General features: G+C 68.7%; 15 protein-coding genes and 4 tRNA genes. 8 read left to right on the top strand and 11 right to left on the bottom strand.

Features of this window, described 5'->3' with window-relative positions:
* Positions 1–52: 52 nt before the first annotated feature.
* A complete protein-coding gene (locus LRA98_RS09470) occupies positions 53–1,423 on the bottom strand; it encodes an alanine/glycine:cation symporter family protein (protein ID WP_201168794.1) in 1,371 nt (456 codons plus the stop codon).
* A gap of 62 nt (positions 1,424–1,485) precedes the next feature.
* Positions 1,486–2,082 (bottom strand): NAD(P)H:quinone oxidoreductase, encoded by a 597-nt coding sequence (gene wrbA, locus LRA98_RS09465; RefSeq protein WP_238633835.1) that lies wholly within the window; start codon positions 2,080–2,082, stop codon positions 1,486–1,488.
* A 139-nt stretch (positions 2,083–2,221) separates the two neighbouring features.
* Here wrbA and LRA98_RS09460 point away from each other — a divergent pair, with 139 nt between their 5' ends.
* Positions 2,222–4,948: a phosphoenolpyruvate carboxylase gene (locus LRA98_RS09460; protein ID WP_238633833.1), complete on the top strand. Its 2,727-nt coding sequence runs from the start codon at positions 2,222–2,224 to the stop codon at positions 4,946–4,948.
* 140 nt (positions 4,949–5,088) lie between these two features.
* Here LRA98_RS09460 and LRA98_RS09455 read toward each other — a convergent pair whose 3' ends face one another.
* On the bottom strand, positions 5,089–5,466 hold the full coding sequence (locus LRA98_RS09455) for a PilZ domain-containing protein (protein WP_238633832.1): 378 nt from the start codon (positions 5,464–5,466) through the stop codon (positions 5,089–5,091).
* Between the two features lie 37 nt (positions 5,467–5,503).
* Positions 5,504–6,376 (bottom strand): bifunctional methylenetetrahydrofolate dehydrogenase/methenyltetrahydrofolate cyclohydrolase FolD, encoded by an 873-nt coding sequence (gene folD / locus LRA98_RS09450; protein WP_238633829.1) that lies wholly within the window; start codon positions 6,374–6,376, stop codon positions 5,504–5,506.
* A 156-nt stretch (positions 6,377–6,532) separates the two neighbouring features.
* On the opposite strand from folD, the gene LRA98_RS09445 reads away from it, so the two are divergent.
* From LRA98_RS09445 to LRA98_RS09430, 4 genes are all read left to right on the top strand, one after another.
* Positions 6,533–6,609, top strand: a tRNA-Pro gene (locus tag LRA98_RS09445).
* Positions 6,610–6,650: 41 nt separating this feature from the next.
* Positions 6,651–6,727 (top strand) — tRNA-Arg (locus LRA98_RS09440).
* Between the two features lie 37 nt (positions 6,728–6,764).
* A tRNA-His gene (locus LRA98_RS09435) sits at positions 6,765–6,840 on the top strand.
* Positions 6,841–6,935: 95 nt separating this feature from the next.
* Positions 6,936–7,011: transfer RNA gene (locus tag LRA98_RS09430), tRNA-Lys, on the top strand.
* Positions 7,012–7,495: 484 nt separating this feature from the next.
* On the opposite strand, the gene LRA98_RS09425 is transcribed toward LRA98_RS09430, so the two are convergent.
* Positions 7,496–7,873 (bottom strand): diacylglycerol kinase, encoded by a 378-nt coding sequence (locus LRA98_RS09425; RefSeq protein WP_201168865.1) that lies wholly within the window; start codon positions 7,871–7,873, stop codon positions 7,496–7,498.
* Positions 7,874–7,996: 123 nt separating this feature from the next.
* Here LRA98_RS09425 and LRA98_RS09420 point away from each other — a divergent pair, with 123 nt between their 5' ends.
* The 3 genes from LRA98_RS09420 (at position 7,997) to LRA98_RS09410 (ending at position 10,883) form a co-directional block, all read left to right on the top strand.
* Complete coding sequence (locus tag LRA98_RS09420; RefSeq protein WP_238633861.1) at positions 7,997–8,716, top strand: outer membrane protein; 720 nt, start codon at positions 7,997–7,999, stop codon at positions 8,714–8,716.
* A 276-nt stretch (positions 8,717–8,992) separates the two neighbouring features.
* The gene (locus tag LRA98_RS09415; protein WP_238633828.1) at positions 8,993–9,991 is read left to right on the top strand and encodes a zinc-binding dehydrogenase; all 999 of its coding nucleotides are present in this window, start codon (positions 8,993–8,995) and stop codon (positions 9,989–9,991) included.
* A 25-nt stretch (positions 9,992–10,016) separates the two neighbouring features.
* The gene (locus LRA98_RS09410; protein WP_238633826.1) at positions 10,017–10,883 is read left to right on the top strand and encodes a DUF429 domain-containing protein; all 867 of its coding nucleotides are present in this window, start codon (positions 10,017–10,019) and stop codon (positions 10,881–10,883) included.
* On the opposite strand, the gene radA is transcribed toward LRA98_RS09410, so the two are convergent.
* Genes radA through rpsR form a run of 6 tightly spaced genes read right to left on the bottom strand, consistent with a single transcriptional unit; the run spans position 10,864 to position 16,329 of the window.
* Entirely contained in the window at positions 10,864–12,213 is a 1,350-nt protein-coding gene (gene radA / locus LRA98_RS09405; RefSeq protein WP_238633825.1) for a DNA repair protein RadA, read from the bottom strand. The two genes, LRA98_RS09410 and radA, sit on opposite strands and share 20 nt — an antisense overlap.
* Positions 12,213–13,307 carry an alanine racemase gene (gene alr / locus LRA98_RS09400; protein ID WP_238633823.1) on the bottom strand — a complete coding sequence of 365 codons (1,095 nt, stop codon included), beginning with the start codon at positions 13,305–13,307 and terminating at the stop codon, positions 12,213–12,215. Before alr ends, radA begins: the two co-directional genes overlap by 1 nt.
* Positions 13,304–14,689 carry a replicative DNA helicase gene (gene dnaB / locus LRA98_RS09395; RefSeq protein ID WP_238633821.1) on the bottom strand — a complete coding sequence of 462 codons (1,386 nt, stop codon included), beginning with the start codon at positions 14,687–14,689 and terminating at the stop codon, positions 13,304–13,306. The genes alr and dnaB overlap by 4 nt, the downstream gene beginning before the upstream one ends.
* Before the next feature lie 32 nt (positions 14,690–14,721).
* The gene (rplI, locus tag LRA98_RS09390; protein ID WP_201241728.1) at positions 14,722–15,174 is read right to left on the bottom strand and encodes a 50S ribosomal protein L9; all 453 of its coding nucleotides are present in this window, start codon (positions 15,172–15,174) and stop codon (positions 14,722–14,724) included.
* A 39-nt stretch (positions 15,175–15,213) separates the two neighbouring features.
* Positions 15,214–16,095 (bottom strand): hypothetical protein, encoded by an 882-nt coding sequence (locus LRA98_RS09385; protein WP_238633819.1) that lies wholly within the window; start codon positions 16,093–16,095, stop codon positions 15,214–15,216.
* A 9-nt stretch (positions 16,096–16,104) separates the two neighbouring features.
* The gene (gene rpsR / locus LRA98_RS09380; RefSeq protein WP_201168890.1) at positions 16,105–16,329 is read right to left on the bottom strand and encodes a 30S ribosomal protein S18; all 225 of its coding nucleotides are present in this window, start codon (positions 16,327–16,329) and stop codon (positions 16,105–16,107) included.
* Positions 16,330–16,371: the final 42 nt, after the last annotated feature.

Genomic DNA, 16,371 nt, shown 5'->3' with positions numbered 1-16,371 from the left:
GGCCCAAGGACGATTGCCCCCGGGGGCGCCGGCGGCGCCCCCGGCTGGCCCGTCACTCCGTGCGCTGCGGCTCCTCGGAACCACCCCCCGGGGCGAAGTACGAGCGGGTGATGGCGAACACGGTCCCGGAGAGCGCCAGCAGGGCGATCAGGTTGGGGATCGCCATCAAGGCGTTCAGGATGTCGGCAACGATCCAGACCAGCCCCAGCTCGGCGATGGCACCGACGAACAGCAGAACCACCCACAGGTAGCGGTAGGGCGTGATCACCCGGGCCCCGAAGAGGAACGCGGCGCAACGCTCGCCGTAGTAGCTCCAGGCGACGATGGTGGTGAAGGCGAACAGGATCATGCCCACGGTGACGATCCAATTGCCTCCAGGCACGCCCTCGCCGAAGGCCATGGAAGTCAGCGACGCACCGGTCTCGCCGGTGGTCCAGACTCCGGTCAGGACGATGGCGAGCGCGGTGATGGTGCAGACGATGATGGTGTCGATGAAGGTGCCGAGCATGGCCACGGTGCCCTGGCGGACCGGATTGCGGGTGCGCGCCGCGGCATGGGCGATCGGCGCCGACCCCAGGCCGGCCTCATTCGAGAAGATGCCGCGGGCGACACCGAAGCGGATCGCCGCCCACACCGCAGCGCCGGCGAAGCCACCCGTGGCCGCCGTACCGGTGAACGCGTCGGTGACGATCTGCCCCAGAGCCGCCGGGACATCGGTGAGATTCCAACCAATGATCAGCAACCCACCGATCACGTAGATCGCCGCCATGGTCGGCACCAAGCGCTCGGCGACCCGGGCGATGCGCCGGATTCCGCCGATGATCACCAGAAAGACCAGGGCGGAGAGGATCAGCCCGGTGAGCCAGGGCGGCACCATCAGGTTCGACTCGACCACATCGGCCACCGAATTGGCCTGCACGGTATTGCCGATGCCGAAGGCGGCCACCATGGCGAAGATCGCGAACAGCGTCCCCAGCCAGGCCCACCGGGGCCCCAGGCCGTTCTTGATGTAGTACATCGGACCGCCGACGTAGCGCCCGTGCTCGTCGGTCTCGCGGTACTTCACCGCCAGAACGGCCTCGGCGTACTTGGTGGCCATGCCCACCAGCGCGGTGATCCACATCCAGAACACCGCCCCCGGGCCGCCCAGGGTGATCGCCGTCGCCACACCGGCGATGTTGCCCGTACCGATGGTCGCCGACAGCGCCGTGGTGAGCGCCTGGAAGGGGGTGATCTCGCCCGGCTCGTCGGTGCGCTCCGCGCGGCCGCCCCACATGCGCCGAAAGCCGTAGCCGATCCGCCGGATCGGCATGGCCTTGAGGCCGATGGATAGGTAGAGGCCGGTGCCGAGCAGCAGCACCAGCATCGCCGGCCCCCAGACAAAGTCACTAACCGTCTCGAGCAATGAGGTCACCGCCTCCATGATCCTCTCCCCTGGTGCTCATGCGGCCCACCTCGCCGCACGGTGGCAACAATAAGGCCGGCTCAGCCGCGCAGGCGCTGGGCGATCTCGGCCACATGGCGCCCCTGGTAACGGGCCAGCGCCAGCTCCTGCTCGTTCGGCTGACGGCTGCCGTCTCCGCCGGCAATGGTGGCGGCGCCGTACGGACTGCCGCCCTTGACCACCGAGAGATCGGTCAGCTCCGCTGCCGCGTAGGGCAGACCGACGATGACCATCCCGTGATGGGCCAGGGTGTGCCAGAACGAGGTGATCGTCGTCTCGTTGCCCCCACCGGTGCCCGTCGAGGTGAAGACGCTGCCGACCTTGCCGATCAGCTGACCGTTGAACCACTGCGCGCCGGTCTGGTCCAGAAAGTTGCGCATCTGCCCGGCCATATTGCCGAAACGGGTGGGGGTGCCGAACAGGATGGCGTCGTAGTCGGCGAGTTCCTCCGGACTGGCGACCGGAGCCTCCTGATCGAGCTTGGCGCCGGCCTGGCGGGCAACCTCCTCCGGCATGGTCTCGGGGACGCGCTTGACCGCCACCTCGGCACCGGTACCGCGCGCGCCCTCGGCGACGGCATGGGCGAGCGTCTCGACGTGGCCGTAGGTGGAGTAGTAGAGAACCAGTACCCTGCTCATGGCACCTCCCGATTGTGGCTGAGCGTTGGTTACGACAGAGTGCCTCACACCCCTGGGGAGCATCGCGAATCCGTTGACAACGCGCAAGATCGCGCCGAATGTCTTCCGGGACAACAGCAGCCGTGCCTGGATCCGTACCATGCAACCACTGGCCGCCCGCTTCTCCGACATCTCTGCCGTCCGCGATGCCGGGGTCGTGGTCCCCGCGCCGCTGCGCGAGGAGATCGCCCTGCTCGACGGCGTCCTGCACGACGTGCTGCAGGAGTGCGAGGGGGAGCGCGTCACCACCCCACTGGCCCGGTTGCGCCAGGCCGCCCACGAACTCCACTGGACCGAACACCCCGACCCGGAGCCGACCCTCGCCGAACTCGACCGCCTGGATCCGACCACGGGCCACAAGGTGGCCCGGGCCCTGACCCTGCACTGCCAGCTGCTCAATCTCGCCGAAGACCGCCAGCGGGTGCGCTCCCTGCGGGCACAGGGGCGGGACGGGCGCATCGTCGGCGATGGTCTTGAAGCCGGCATCCAGGAAGTCACCGAGCTCGAGGGCCGGGACGCCGCCCACGAGCTGATCCGCCGGCTGCGCATCCACCCGGTGCTGACTGCCCACCCCACCGAGGCCCGCCGCCGGGCAGTGGTTGATGCGCTACAGCGCATCTCGCGGGAGCTCGAACGCCTCGACCTGCACGAGGCCGACGACGCCCTCGCCTTCGACGTCCGCCGCAGCCTGGCCGAGGAACTCACCGCGCTGTGGGCCACGGCGCCCTTCCGCCAGGAGCGCCCCACCCCCCTCGACGAGGCGCGACGGATCATGGCGGTCTTCGACCAGACGCTCTTCGACCTGGTGCCGGGCATCTACCACGAGGTGGAGCGCACCCTGGCCCCCCGCAACACCGGGGCCCGCTCGCCCCACACCCCGGCCTTCCTGCGCTACGGCTCGTGGGTGGGCGGTGACCGCGACGGCAATCCCAATGTCACCGCGGAGGTGACCCACCGGGCGATGGCCCGGCAGGCGACGCAGGTCCTCCAGCGCCTTGAGCAGCGCACCCGCGAGGTGGCCCGCACGTTCACCGCCAGCGACCGCTACGCGCCGCCGGCCCCGGAGCTGCTTCAGGGCCTGGAGCGCGACCGCGCCGATTTCCCGGAACAGGCCGCCGCCCTGGCGCGCACCTCCCCCGATCAGGCCCACCGGCACAAGCTCGTCTACGCCGCCGAGCGCCTGCGCGCCCGCCGCCAGGGCGATCCGGAGCGCGGCTTCGACGGCCCCGCGGAGCTGCTCGCCGAGATCGACCAGGTCCAGCGCTCGCTGGCCGGCGCCGGGATCCCGCGCCTGGCCTACGGCGCCCTCCAGGACCTGCGCTGGCAGATCGAGACCTTCGGCTTCCACCTCGCCGAGTTGGAGCTTCGCCAGCACGCCAGTGTCCATGCCGCCGCTCTGGAGGCGCTGGCCCCGGGGGTCAGCACCGACGCCGCGGAACTCGACCGCCTGGCGCGCGAGGGCTGGGCAACGGCGCCGGAACCGACCAGCGCGGCCACGCAAGAGGTGCTCGACACCCTGCGCGCCGCCGCCGATCTGCAGGCCGCCTACGGACCCGAGGCGTGCCGGCGCTACATCATCTCGTTCACGCGCACGGCGGCGGACATCGCCGCCGTGCGCGCCCTCGCCCGCCTGGCGGTGCCCGAGGAACAGTGGGCCACCTTCCGTCTCGATATCATCCCGCTGTTCGAAACGCGCCGGGATCTGGAGCACGCCCCGGCAGTCCTCGACGAACTCCTCGAGCTACCCGGCGAACAGCACGCCTTGCAGGCCCGCGGGTACGAGTTGGAGGTCATGGTCGGGTACTCGGACTCGGCCAAGGACGTGGGTGTTCTCGCCGCCAACGCCGTGCTCCATAAACTCCAAGAGCGCCTAGCCAGCTGGGCGCGCGGGCACGGCATCCAACTTACCCTCTTCCACGGCCGCGGCGGCTCCCTGGGCCGTGGCGGCGGTCCGCTGAACCGGGCAATCCGTGGCCAGGCATCCGGCTCGGTGGACGGCCGGCTGAAGGTCACCGAGCAGGGGGAGATGATCTTCACGCGCTACCGGACGGTGGACTCCGGGCGGTGGCACCTGGAGCAGACCATCAACGCCGTGCTGGCCATGTCCACCGGGCATGCCGAAGAGCGCGCCGCGCGGGTCGCGGCCCGCTACCGCGACGAGCTCCGACGCATGAGCGAGGCGAGCGAGCGCGCCTACCACGAGCTGGTCCACGCCGAGGGGTTCGCCGATTTCTTTACCCGGGTGACGCCCTACGAGGAGATCGGGCAGCTGGAGATCGGCTCGCGGCCGGCCCACCGTAGCGCGGCCCGCGACCTGGAGAGTCTGCGGGCGATCCCGTGGGTCTTCGCCTGGTCACAGAGCCGCATCAACCTGGCCGCCTGGTACGGCGTGGGCACCGGCCTGGCCGCTATCGGCGAAACCGAGGGCGGGCTCGCCCGGCTGCGCGAGATGCGCCGCGACTGGCCCTTCTTCGCCCAGCTGCTGGAGAACGTCGAGATGGGCTTGGCCCGGGCGGATCTCACCCTTGGCCGTCAGGCCCTGGAGCTCGGCGGCCACCCGGAGCTGCGCGAACGAATCCTCGACGAGTGGCAACGCACCCGTACCTGGGTCCTGGCGGCCATGGGCAAGGAACGCCTGCTCGAGCGCCAGCCGGCCCTGCAGGCGAGCCACGAGCTGCGCCGCACCGACCTGGACGCCCTGTCGCTGCTTCAGCTCTCGGCCCTATCGCGGCTGCGGCAATCCCGGGAACAGGAGCACCCGCGACTGACCGATCTGGTCAAGATGACCATCGCCGGGCTCAGCGCCGGGCTGCAGAGTACAGGCTAGCCAACGGCCGACTACAGCGTGAGCTTCTAGACGGGAAGAACGCAGGGGCGGGCGGGTGTGCTCGGAGCACCCGCCCGGACGCCTACGAGCGCGAGACACGGTGGCGATGGCGCGCTGCGGCTGCCGGTACCGTTTCGAAGTCAGGAGACGAGCTGCATCAACTCCCGGTTGACTAGATCGACATCACCCAAGTTGGCCTCAAGCAGGCTGCGCAGATGGACCATGCTGTCCAGATCGATCCGCTCGCAGCGCAACCCTACCTCCTGCTCATGCCAGTGGGCGGGCTGCACCTCCATGCAGATCCTGTCCTCCTCGCTCAGGGAGAGCTCCAGCGTCCAGCGGCTCTGCGGATCGCAGAGGGCACCCTGAGGAGAGCTCCCGTCGCTGAGTCGCACCAAGGCACCGCGCATGGACAGATCCAGGATCTCGACCTCGCGACCGTGACCCGCGGCATCGACCAGGCGGGCGGGAGCATGAAAGCTCACCCGGCTGAAACGGCGCTTCTCGTGCGTGGCCATCCGACTCCCTGTCCCCGTCACTCTGTCCGGAGACAGCTTAGCACGCCGCCGCGGTCAGTTCGTCCCGGTTGCGGGCGGCATCCAGAGTGTTCTCGAGCAGCGTGGCCACGGTCATCGGGCCCACCCCGCCCGGCACCGGCGTAATCCAAGAGGCACCCTCGCTGGCCGCCGCGAAGTCGACGTCGCCGGTGAGCTTGCCGCTATCCAGGCGGTTGATGCCGACGTCGATGACCACGGCGCCCTCGCCGATCCAGTCGCCCTGGACCAACCCCGGCTTGCCCACCGATGCGACCACCAGATCCGCCTGGCGGACACGCTCGGCCACATCGCGGGTGCGACTGTGGCAGACCGTGACCGTGCAGCGGGCATTGAGCAGTTCCAGGGTCATCGGCCGGCCGACGATGTTCGACTGGCCCAGCACCACTGCATTGCGCCCCTCCAGTTCGATCCCGGTGTGGTGGAGCAGGGTCATGACCCCACGCGGCGTACACGGGCGCAGTCCGGGCAGGCGCAGGGCCAGTCGGCCCATGTTCTCCGGATGGAAGCCATCGACATCCTTGATCGGGTCGATGCGCTCAATCACCGTCTGTTCGTCGATATGCCCCGGCAGAGGGAGCTGAACGAGGATGCCGTCGATCTCCGGGTCGGCATTGAGCCGATCGATCCGCTCAAGCAGCTCACCCTCGCTGACGTCAGCATCGAGGTCGTAGGCCCGCGAGAGGATGCCGGCCTCTTCACACGCCCGGCGCTTGTTGCGGACGTACACCGCCGAGGCCGGATTCTGGCCGACGAGGATCACGGCCAGCCCGGGGCGCCGCAGCCCCCGCTGAATGCGCTCTTCAACGGCCTCCCCCACCAGCACGCGACGCTTGGCAGCGATGGCTTTACCATCCAGGATCTGAGCAGGCATGAATCCCCCGAACTACCGCGAATAGAGGCGGATTTTCGCACGCCGCAGTGGTGCCGGCAACGGCCGAGCGGCAATAGGGAATTGACGGCGGCGGGCGGGGTCGCTATGATTTCGCACCTAGACCGCGGCGGTCAGCGCGGACCTGCGGTGACCCTACGGGGTGTAGCGCAGTCTGGTAGCGCACCTGCTTTGGGAGCAGGGAGTCGGGGGTTCAAATCCCTCCACCCCGACCACCTGGATAGCCAGGCGGTCGTGGCACGAACTGCCGAGCACTGCGCCCGTAGCTCAATCGGATAGAGCATCGGCCTTCTAAGCCGACGGTTGCAGGTTCGAACCCTGCCGGGCGCGCCATTTGCGCAGCGCAGGCAGGGTACAACGGTTTACGGTGGTGGGCGTAGCTCAGCTGGTAGAGCCCCGGATTGTGGCTCCGGTGGTCGTGGGTTCGAGTCCCATCGCTCACCCCATCCAACACGATTAGGCCCGGTGCGCCGGGCCTTTTTCGTTGCCGGGAGCAACTTGCCTGACCGGCAGCGACTTGGCAGAATATAGAACCCTCAACGGGCCGCTAGCTCAATTGGTAGAGCAGCTGACTCTTAATCAGTAGGTTCAAGGTTCGAGTCCTTGGCGGCCCACCAGCTTCGCTACCGTTGGCAACCCTACGTATGCCAAGGTAGACACCAGGCCAGGGGCGAGCCCGCTTGACTCCCCGTTGGCGGGCTCCGAAGAGCCGGTGTTGCCGCACCGGCTCTTCTCCCACTTCCTTGTGACCCCTGGGCAAACAACACTTGATAGTGCTCGAACCGCGGTAGGGGTTCGACCTGCTATCCCGCTCAAATCGCCTAAACACACCTCCCCGCTTCACTTGCTGCAGCACACCCCCGATGCGCCGCAGCCATATTCGCTTCCCATCACCGCATGACTACGCGTTCCAGTCACTCCCCAAGCGTCTCTTACTAATTCCGCCGTTGCCCCCTCCTCTCCTGCCCGACTCCCCGCGGGTCCGGGCAAGACCATCTACCAAACCGTGCCGCAGCGCTCCGCCTCTAGCCGCTATCCGGCTTAGGAGGCGTTGATCAGTGGAGGTACGGCCTGCTGATCCATGCTGCCCGCCTCGGCGACTCAGCCTAGCAACACCAGCAGCCAAAGAACCACGGCATTGACGATCGCCATGAACACCGCTGCCGACCCCAGATCCTTGGCGCGCTCGGCCAGCGAATCCCAGTGCTCGCCGGCGCGGTCGACAGCGGCTTCGATACCGGAGTTAAGCAGTTCCGCCACCAGGATCAGCAGAAGACTGCCGACCAGGATCGCGCGCTCGGCACCGTCCGCCCCTAGCATCAGGGCCAGCAGGCCGAGGGGCGGAATCACGACCATCTCCTCCCGGAACGCAGGCTCCTGACGCCAGGCGGCCTGCAACCCCCGCCAAGAGTTACGCAGGGCGCGCGCCATGCGCGGCACCCCGTGACGGCGGGATCGGCTCTGCTCGTCGCGCGGCATCACTCAGGCACTCGTAGCTGGGAGAGCATCCCAGCATGATGCCGCAAAGAAACCGCCCGCGGCAAAGTGCCGCACTATGTGTCGGTTTTCTGGGCTTCGACTATATTCAATCCGCATGCCGTCATGCCCCGGCATTGCGCAATCCAACAACCATGGCAGGAAACGAACGTGAAAGGACTTCGGCTTTTAGGTGGTTCCACCCTCAGCCTTTTGATCGCTGCCTCTCCCTCCCTCGCGGGCGCCTCCTCCTTCTCGGGACCGTATCTGGCCCTTGGCGCGGGTGTGCTGACCTCGCAGACCTACGAGACCAGCGAGCGCTACAACAATGCCGGTCGAGTCGATATTACCTATGGACAAGAAGACTGGGCCTCGAAGTTCGATATCGTCTTCGGCTTCGGAGAGCGCATCGGTGACCTTTACCTGGCCACGGAGTTCAATTACACCGTCGGCAACCTGGATGGCGATATCATCTCTGCGCGAAATAACCAGGGGGATCGCGCCGAGTTGAGCGTCGACGCCGGCGACGGTCTCGGCGTCTCCGTGCGGGTGGGGCGGATGTTCACGGATACCACCCTCGGTTACGCCAAAGTCACCTACCAACAGCGTGAGCTTGAGTTTACTGGGAATTACCGCCTCAACAACTCTAGCGGACACGAATCAGAGGACGAGGACTTCGCCGGATTCGGCGTGGGGCTCGGTTTCGAGTATGTCCCACCGGACAGCCCGCTCGGCATCCGCGCCGAGGCCATGCGTATCGATTTCGGCGATGAGACCTTCTCCGATGACTTCAAGGTCGACCTGGTCGAGCACAGCTTCAATCTCTTCGCCTCCTACCATTTCTGACCGTTTGCCCCTCCACCAAAGCCCTGGATCCGGCAGCAAGCGGTTCACTTCGCTTGCTGCCGGGTCGCTACGCCCCAATCCGGCACGCTTGAATCATACGCCTCCACTCATCCTGAACACGCACGGCTTCAACGGCCCGTCCAGCCATGAGCATCATCGGTTGGGATTGGCCCCACCACCCCGCCATCCGGCATCATGACTGGAGCCGGTGGCGGCGGTATGCGCACGCACCGGCACCGACCGAGCACTCACAGGTTCAGGGAGCGGATCGGACCCATGCACTGCATCCAGATGACCGCTGTTGGCGACCCGGATGTTCTGCAGCCCGCCCAGGTGCCGACCCCGGAGCCGGGCCCCGGGCAGGTGCGCGTGCGCCTGGCCGCCGCCGGCATCAACCCGGTCGACGCCAAGGTGCGGGCCAACGGCCTCTTCAACCCCGATGCACAACCACCGGCGATCCTCGGCTGCGACGGCGCCGGGACCATCGACGCGGTAGGCCCCGGCGTGGAACAGCTCGCCCCCGGTCAGCGGGTGCTGTTCATGAACGGCGGGATCGGCTTGGAGCCGGGCAATTACGCGGAGTACGCGGTACTCGACGCACGCTTCGTCACCCCCACCCCCGACGCCGTCGATGACGTCCACGCCGCAGCCATGCCGCTGGTCGCGCTCACCGCCTGGGAGGCCTTATTCGACCGGGTCGCTCTGCAGAAGGGCGAGCGCGTGCTGATCCACGCCGGCGCCGGCGGCGTAGGCCATGTGGCCATCCAACTCGCCCGGCAGGCCGGCGCCCGGGTCATCACCACCGTCAGCGATCCGGCCAAGGCGGAGATCGTCCGCGAACTGGGCGCCGAGGCGGTGATCCATTACCGGGATGACGACTTCGTCGACGCAGTGGAACACTGGACCGCCGGCGAGGGCGTGGACGTAGTGCTCGACACCGTAGGCGGCGAGGTCTGCACCCGGTCGCTCCACGCCCTCGCCACCTACGGCCGGCTCGTCACCATCCTCGCCCTGCCCGAGGACCTGGACCTGCACCATGCGCGCGTGCACAACCTCACGCTGGTCCAGGAGCTGATGCTCAGCCCCATGGTTCTGGGCCGAGACGATTTGCGCATCCACCAGACCGGGATCCTGACCGAGTGCGCCCAGCGCATGGCGGCGGGGTCACTGCAGGTGCGTGTTCAGGAGACGTTCCCAATGGCCGAGGCAGCCGCGGCTCATCGGCGGCTCGAGGCCGGCGGCCTGACCGGCAAGCTGGTGCTGACGCTGCCCTGATGCTCCGCAGGAGGACCACCGTCCGATGAGGCACGACCAACCAGCGCAGCGGCCCCTGACCGTCCTCGGCGTGGACTGCGCCGTCCAGTCCAAGCAAGTGGGGCTGGCCCTCGGGCACTGGGATGGCCGCGGGCTTCGAGTCGAGCGGGTTGCGCTGGGTTCCGCCTCGCGCAGTGCGGCTCAGATCGCACTGGAGTGGCTCGCCGACCACACCCACGCGCCGCTGCTCGCCCTCGATGCGCCCCTCGGGTGGCCGCAGCCACTCGGTCAGCAGCTGGCGCGGCACCGGGCTGGCGACGCGCTGGGCGCCGACGCCAGCGAACTCTTCAATCGGGTGACGGACCGCTTCGTCCACCGGCAAATCGGCAAGAAACCCCTGGATGTCGGTGCCGACCGCATCGCGCGGACCGCCCACGCCGCCCTGGCGTTCGTCGACGAACTCAGATGCGAGCGCGGCTGGACCCTGCCAATGCGCTGGAGCCGCGGCGAGCTGCAGCAAGGCGACGCCGCTGCCGGCGGCCTCATCGAGGTCTACCCCGCTGCCACCCTGCAGGCCCACGCCATACCCGCTAAAGGCTACAAGGGTCGTGATACCGAGGGCAAAACGGCCCGTGAACGCATCGCCTGCGCCATGGCTCAGATGCTGGGTGGGTCGTTCGAGATCCCGGAACTGGCCACCCGCTCCGACGGCCTGGATGCCGTGCTCTGCCTGCTCGCAGCTCGGGACTTCCTCCTCGGCGAGGCGATGCCCCCGGCCGAGATCGACGAATCCCTCAATCGGGAAGGGTGGATCTGGGTGCGCACGCCGGTGGGCTCACCGGACCCGGTGGAAGACGCGGAGTGCGCCGCCGCAAGACGGCCCTGGCCTACTACTACCCCATCAGGGCGGTGATCGCCTCCTCCAGACGGCGCACCGGGTGGAGTTCCATGCCCGCCACCCCGTGGCGGGGGGCATTCTTGGCCGGCACCACCGCCCGCGTGAAACCGTGCTTGGCCGCCTCGGCCAGGCGCTCCTCGCCACCGGGGACGGGGCGCACCTCGCCGGCCAGACCGAGTTCCCCAAAGACCACCGAGTCCCGCGGCAGGGGCCGATTGCGCAGGCTCGAGAGCACCGCCGCCAGCGCCGGCAGGTCGCCCGCCGTCTCCTGGACACGCACGCCGCCGACCACGTTCAGGAAGACATCCTCGCCGGCGGTGCTGATCCCGCCGTGGCGCTGGAGAACCGCCAGCAGCAGCGCCAGGCGGCTGCCGTCCAGGCCCACGGCCACGCGGCGCGGCTGACTCCCGGCGGAGTCGGCCACCAGCGCCTGCACCTCAAGCAGCAGGGGCCGACTCCCCTCCCGGGTCACCAGCACCGCGCTGCCCGGCACATCCTGATCGTGACGGGAGAGGAAGATGGAGGAGGGATTGCGCACCTGGCGCAGGCCGTCCTCGGCCATGGCAAAGACGCCGAGCTCGTTGGCGGCGCCGAAGCGGTTCTTCACCGCCCGCACCACGCGGTAGCGGCTGCCCTGATCGCTCTCGAAGTAGAGCACGGTGTCTACCATGTGCTCGAGCACTCGCGGCCCGGCCAGGTGCCCCTCCTTGGTAACGTGGCCGACCAGGATCACCGCCGTGCCGGTGGTCTTGGCCAGACGCACCAGCTGCGCCGCGCTCTCGCGGACCTGGGAGACCGACCCCGGCGCCGAGCCAAGCGCCGCAGTGTGGAAGGTCTGCACCGAGTCGAGCACCAGGGCCCGGGGGCGGATCCGCTCCGCTGCCGCGACGACCTCCTCGACCGCCGTCTCGGCCATCAGCTTCATGGCGTCATCCGCCACGCCCAGGCGCTGTCCCCGTAGCGCCACCTGCTGGAGCGACTCCTCACCGGTGGCATAGAACGCCGGGTGCTCGCGGGAGAGGGCCGCCAGCGTCTGCAGCAGCAGGGTTGATTTACCGATCCCCGGCTCGCCGCCGATGAGCACCACCGACCCGGGCACCAGACCGCCGCCGAGGACTCGGTCCAGCTCCGCCACGCCGGTGGCCAACCGCGGCTCCGGCGCGGTCGATACCTCGGCCAGCGTGGTGATCTCCGTGCCCCGGCCCACCCGGCCACCGCCGGATGCGGCCGGCTGTGCGATCTCCTCGAGCGTATTCCAGGCGCCACACTCCGGACACTGACCCGCCCATTGCGGTTGCTCCGCGCCGCAGTCCGAGCAGAGAAAACGCCGACGGCTGCGGGCCATCAGGACGCCCCCGTGCCCACCGGCTCGCGCCGAACCCGGGGCGGCATCCGGCAGAAGAGCTCGTAGGCAATGGTGCCGCAGGCGTCGGCCACCTCCTCGGCGCGCACCGCACCGCCCCAGAGGATCGCGGGATCCCCCTCGGTCACCCCTTCGAGGCCACGCAGGTCCACCGCCAGCAGGTCCATGGAGATCCGCCCCACCAGCTGCGTCCGCCGCCCGGCCACCTCCACCGGCGTGCCACTGGGCGCATGGCGTGGATACCCGTCGCCATACCCCACGGAGATAACCCCCACCGGCATGCTCTCAGGACAGCACCAGGTCGCGCCGTAACCGACCGCATCGCCGGGGCGCAGATGCCGCACCGCTACCACCTGACCGCGAAACGCCATGGCCGGTTGCAGCGCGGGCTGATCCGCCCGGCCATCCACGAAAGGCGATGCGCCGTAGAGCATGATCCCCGGACGCACCCAGTCGTAGTGGCTTGCCGGCCAGCCCAGCACACCGGCCGAATTGGCCGCCGAGCGTGGCCCCGGTAGACCTTCACAGGCGGCTTCAAAGGTGGCCAGCTGCCGCTCGGTGGCCGGGTTGCCCCGGTCATCGGCACACGCCAGGTGGGTCAGGAAGCCGAGGTCGGCCCGCACGCCCGGGGCCTCGGTCAGACGGCGCCAGACCGCCTGGACCTCCTCCGGCGGGAAGCCGAGCCGGTGCATGCCGCTGTCGACCTTCACCCAGACGGTCACCGGCGAGGCCAGCCGAGCCTGCGCCAGCGCCTCCACCTGCCAATGGGTGTGAATGACCAGCTCAAGATCCGCAGCCGCCGCCCGCTCCAGATCCTCAAACCGGAAAGGTCCCTGGAGGAGGACGACACGCTCGCGGAACCCGGCCCCGCGCAGCGCTTCGGCCTCCGTGGCGTCGGTGACGGCAAACGCCTCCGCGTGCCCGCTCAACGCCCGGGCCACATGGGTCAGGCCGTGGCCGTAACCATCGGACTTGATCACGGCCATGACCCGCCGTCCGGGAGCTGCTTGGCGCGCAACCCGGAGATTGGCCTGCAGGGCACTCAGATCCACCGTGGCCCGCGCTGCCCGGCTCACCCCGGGATCCCCCCACCGTAGACGTCCTCGATGTAGTTCTCGAACCGGGTGAACTCGCCCAGGAAGGTGAGCTTGACTGTACCGATCGGCCCCTGGCGCTGCTTGGCGATGATCAGCTCGGCCACGCCCTTGTCCGGGGTATCCTCGTTGTAGACCTCATCCCGGTAGATGAACGCAATCAGGTCCGCATCCTGCTCGATGGCGCCCGATTCCCTCAAATCCGACATGATCGGCCGCTTGTTCGGCCGCTGCTCCAGCGAGCGGTTGAGCTGCGACAGGGCGATGACCGGTGTGTTGAGTTCCTTGGCCAGCGCCTTCAGGCCGCGGGAGATCTCCGAAAGCTCGCCGGCGCGGTTCTCCCGGAACCCGGGGATCTGCATCAGCTGCAGGTAGTCGATGACGATCAGCCCGAGCTCATCGTGCTCCCGCTGCAGCCGCCGAGCGCGCGCGCGGATCTCTGTAGGCGTCAGCCCCGGGGAGTCGTCGATGAACAGCGGCGCCTCGGCGAGCAGGCTCATCGTCGAGGTCAGCCGCGGCCAGTCGTCGTCCTGCAGCTTGCCCGAGCGCACCCGCTGCAGATGCACACGCCCGAGCGAGGCCAGCATGCGCATCGCCAGGGCGTCCGCCGGCATCTCCATGGAGAACACCGCCACGGGCTTTTTCAGTTGCATGGCCACGTGCTCGACCATGTTCATGGCCACGGTGGTCTTGCCCATGGACGGCCGCCCGGCGACGATCACCAGATCGCCATCCTGGAGCCCGGAGGTCAGGTGATCGAGGTCGTCGAAGCCGGTGGCCAGACCGGTGACGGCCTCTTGGGTGTTGTAGAGGGTATCGATCCGATCGATGACTTGCGGCATGAGCTGCCGCATCCCGACGAAGCCCTGCCGGTGGCGGCCGGTCTGCTCGGCGATCTGGAAGATGGTCTGCTCGGCGTAGTCGAGGAGATCCTCGCTGCTGCGCCCTTCCGGGCGGAAGGCCGCCTCGGCGACATCGGAGCCGGCGCGGATCAGCTGCCGCAGTACCGAGCGCTCGCGGACGATATCCGCATAGGCGCGGATGTTCGCCGCCGAGGGGGTCTCGCGGGCAATACCCCCGAGATAGCTGAGGCCACCGGCCTCTTCGAGCCGGCCCTGCTTGCGCAGCCACCCGGAGAGGGTGACCACGTCCATGGGGTGATTCCCCTCCGCGAGCTCGCCCATGGCCCGGTAGACCAGGCGATGCTCGCGGCGGTAGAAATCCTCCTCGTGGAGACGGTCGGCGACCTGATCCCAGGCGGCGTTGTCGAGCATCAGCCCGCCGAGCACCGCCTGTTCCGCCTCCAGGTCGTGCGGCGGAACCTTCAGGGCCTCGGAGTCCGAGGCGGATCCGTCACCCTGCACCGTCTCCTCCCCGGGTTACCCCCGGCTGGCGATCAGGACTCGTCGCCCTCGACCACAACCTTCACCGTGCCCTCGACGTCGGTGTAGAGCGACACCTGCACGTCGTACTCGCCGGCCACACGGATCGGCCCCTCGGGCATGCGCACCTCGCGCCGGGCCAGCTCGACACCGGCCTGCTCGGCGGCGTTGGCGATATCCGCCGGGCCCACCGAGCCGAACAGCTTGCCCTGCTCGCCGACCTTGGCCGCGATGGTCAGAGTCAGCTCCTGGAGCTGCTCCAGGCGGGCCTGGGCCGCCTGCTCGGCCTCCCGGGCGGCCTTCTCGAGCTCGGCGCGACGCTCCTCGAAGTAACGGATGTTCTCCTCCGTAGCCATCTTGGCCTTGCCGTACGGCAGGAGGTAGTTGCGGCCGTAGCCCGGACGCACCCGGACGCGATCACCCAGGTTCCCCAGGTTCGACACCTTTTCCAGAAGAATCAGTTCCATGCCTTGCACCTCGATCGTTCGTATTCGGTTGTGACGGCGCTACTGCGAGGACGTCCCGCCGCCGAGTCTTCGCCGCCACTGGAACAGCGCATCGCCGATCCCCACCAGCGCCAGCGGGCGGAACAGCAGTGGCGCCAGCACATACACCGGCACCAGCCACCCACCGCTGAGCCCCCGCGCCGCGACGATGGCGTGGCTGAACGCAATCGCCTGGACCACAAAAGCCGCGCCGGTGACCAGCGCCAGGTCGGTGATCAGACCCGGGCCGGCGAACAGCCCCCCGAGCCAGAGCACCAGGGCAACCAGCGCCGCCTCGCGCCCCAGATCCAGGGCGTGAAACTCCGCGCGCAGACCGCCCGGATTGAACAGCAGCGCCTGCAGCCCCCGGCCGATGAGCAGCCCGGCGAGGACGACCAGCATCAGATTCACCGCCCAAAGACCGGTCATCACCGGCAGCAGCTCGTCCTGCAGCAGGACCCCGGCCTCGCCGCCGAGTTCCGCCTCACCGCCGGCGACGGCCAGGAAGGCCTCGACCACCGAGCGCCAGTAGGCCGCCGGGTCCGGCACCACCAGATGGAACCCGATCACGGCAACCGCGCCCAGGCCCATCCACAGCAACAGGGTGAGCGGCAGGGAGACGCTCCGGCGCAGCACCTCGGCAAGCAGGAGCACCGGCACCCACTGCTCGAGGATCAGTCGCAACGCGGGCTCGCCCGTTCCCAGCGCGGCGAACATCAGCGCAAACAGCGCGGCCCCCGCCATGGCGCCGACCACCACACCCTGGCGCAGCCCGTCGCGCAGGGTCACCAGCGCCAGGGCGCCGGCGGCCAGGACGGAGAGCAGCGGCAGCAGTGCCGCTGCCACCATGACCGTGGCCGCCTGGAACGGCCCGCGCAGAATGAAGGCGGCGAACGCCTTCACGGCCCCGGCTCAGTGACGGTCCGTGTACGGCAGCAGCGCCAGGAAACGGGCGCGCTTGATCGCCCGCGCCAGCTGGCGCTGGTAGCGCGCGCTGGTGCCGGTGATCCGGCTCGGCACGATCTTGCCGGTATCGGTGATGTAGTTTTTCAGCGTGTTGAGATCCTTGTAGTCGATCTCCTTCACGCCCTCCGCGGTGAACTTGCAGTACTTACGGCGCCGGAAGAAACGTCCCATGGTCTAGCTCCTCGTTGATCGTCGGTGTCGGCGGGCGTGTGG

Origin of the sequence: Halorhodospira sp. M38 (assembly GCF_022227985.1) — a bacterium.
Classification (GTDB): Bacteria; Pseudomonadota; Gammaproteobacteria; order Nitrococcales; family Halorhodospiraceae; genus Halorhodospira; species Halorhodospira halophila_A.
This window is presented reverse-complemented; position numbering and strand designations above follow the sequence as displayed.

Bases quoted from the DNA above. Each gene is read 5' to 3' on its own strand.
- rplI (WP_201241728.1), bottom strand. From the start codon at position 15,174: ATGGAACTGATTCTTCTGGAAAAGGTGTCGAACCTGGGGAACCTGGGT.
- radA (WP_238633825.1), bottom strand. From the start codon at position 12,213: ATGGCCCGCAGCCGTCGGCGTTTTCTCTGCTCGGACTGCGGCGCGGAG.
- LRA98_RS09415 (WP_238633828.1), top strand. From the start codon at position 8,993: ATGCACTGCATCCAGATGACCGCTGTTGGCGACCCGGATGTTCTGCAG.
- wrbA (WP_238633835.1), bottom strand. From the start codon at position 2,082: ATGAGCAGGGTACTGGTTCTCTACTACTCCACCTACGGCCACGTCGAG.
- folD (WP_238633829.1), bottom strand. From the start codon at position 6,376: ATGCCTGCTCAGATCCTGGATGGTAAAGCCATCGCTGCCAAGCGTCGC.
- LRA98_RS09455 (WP_238633832.1), bottom strand. From the start codon at position 5,466: ATGGCCACGCACGAGAAGCGCCGTTTCAGCCGGGTGAGCTTTCATGCT.
- LRA98_RS09420 (WP_238633861.1), top strand. From the start codon at position 7,997: ATGCCCCGGCATTGCGCAATCCAACAACCATGGCAGGAAACGAACGTG.
- LRA98_RS09425 (WP_201168865.1), bottom strand. From the start codon at position 7,873: ATGCCGCGCGACGAGCAGAGCCGATCCCGCCGTCACGGGGTGCCGCGC.
- LRA98_RS09460 (WP_238633833.1), top strand. From the start codon at position 2,222: ATGCAACCACTGGCCGCCCGCTTCTCCGACATCTCTGCCGTCCGCGAT.
- rpsR (WP_201168890.1), bottom strand. From the start codon at position 16,329: ATGGGACGTTTCTTCCGGCGCCGTAAGTACTGCAAGTTCACCGCGGAG.
- LRA98_RS09470 (WP_201168794.1), bottom strand. From the start codon at position 1,423: ATGGAGGCGGTGACCTCATTGCTCGAGACGGTTAGTGACTTTGTCTGG.
- LRA98_RS09410 (WP_238633826.1), top strand. From the start codon at position 10,017: ATGAGGCACGACCAACCAGCGCAGCGGCCCCTGACCGTCCTCGGCGTG.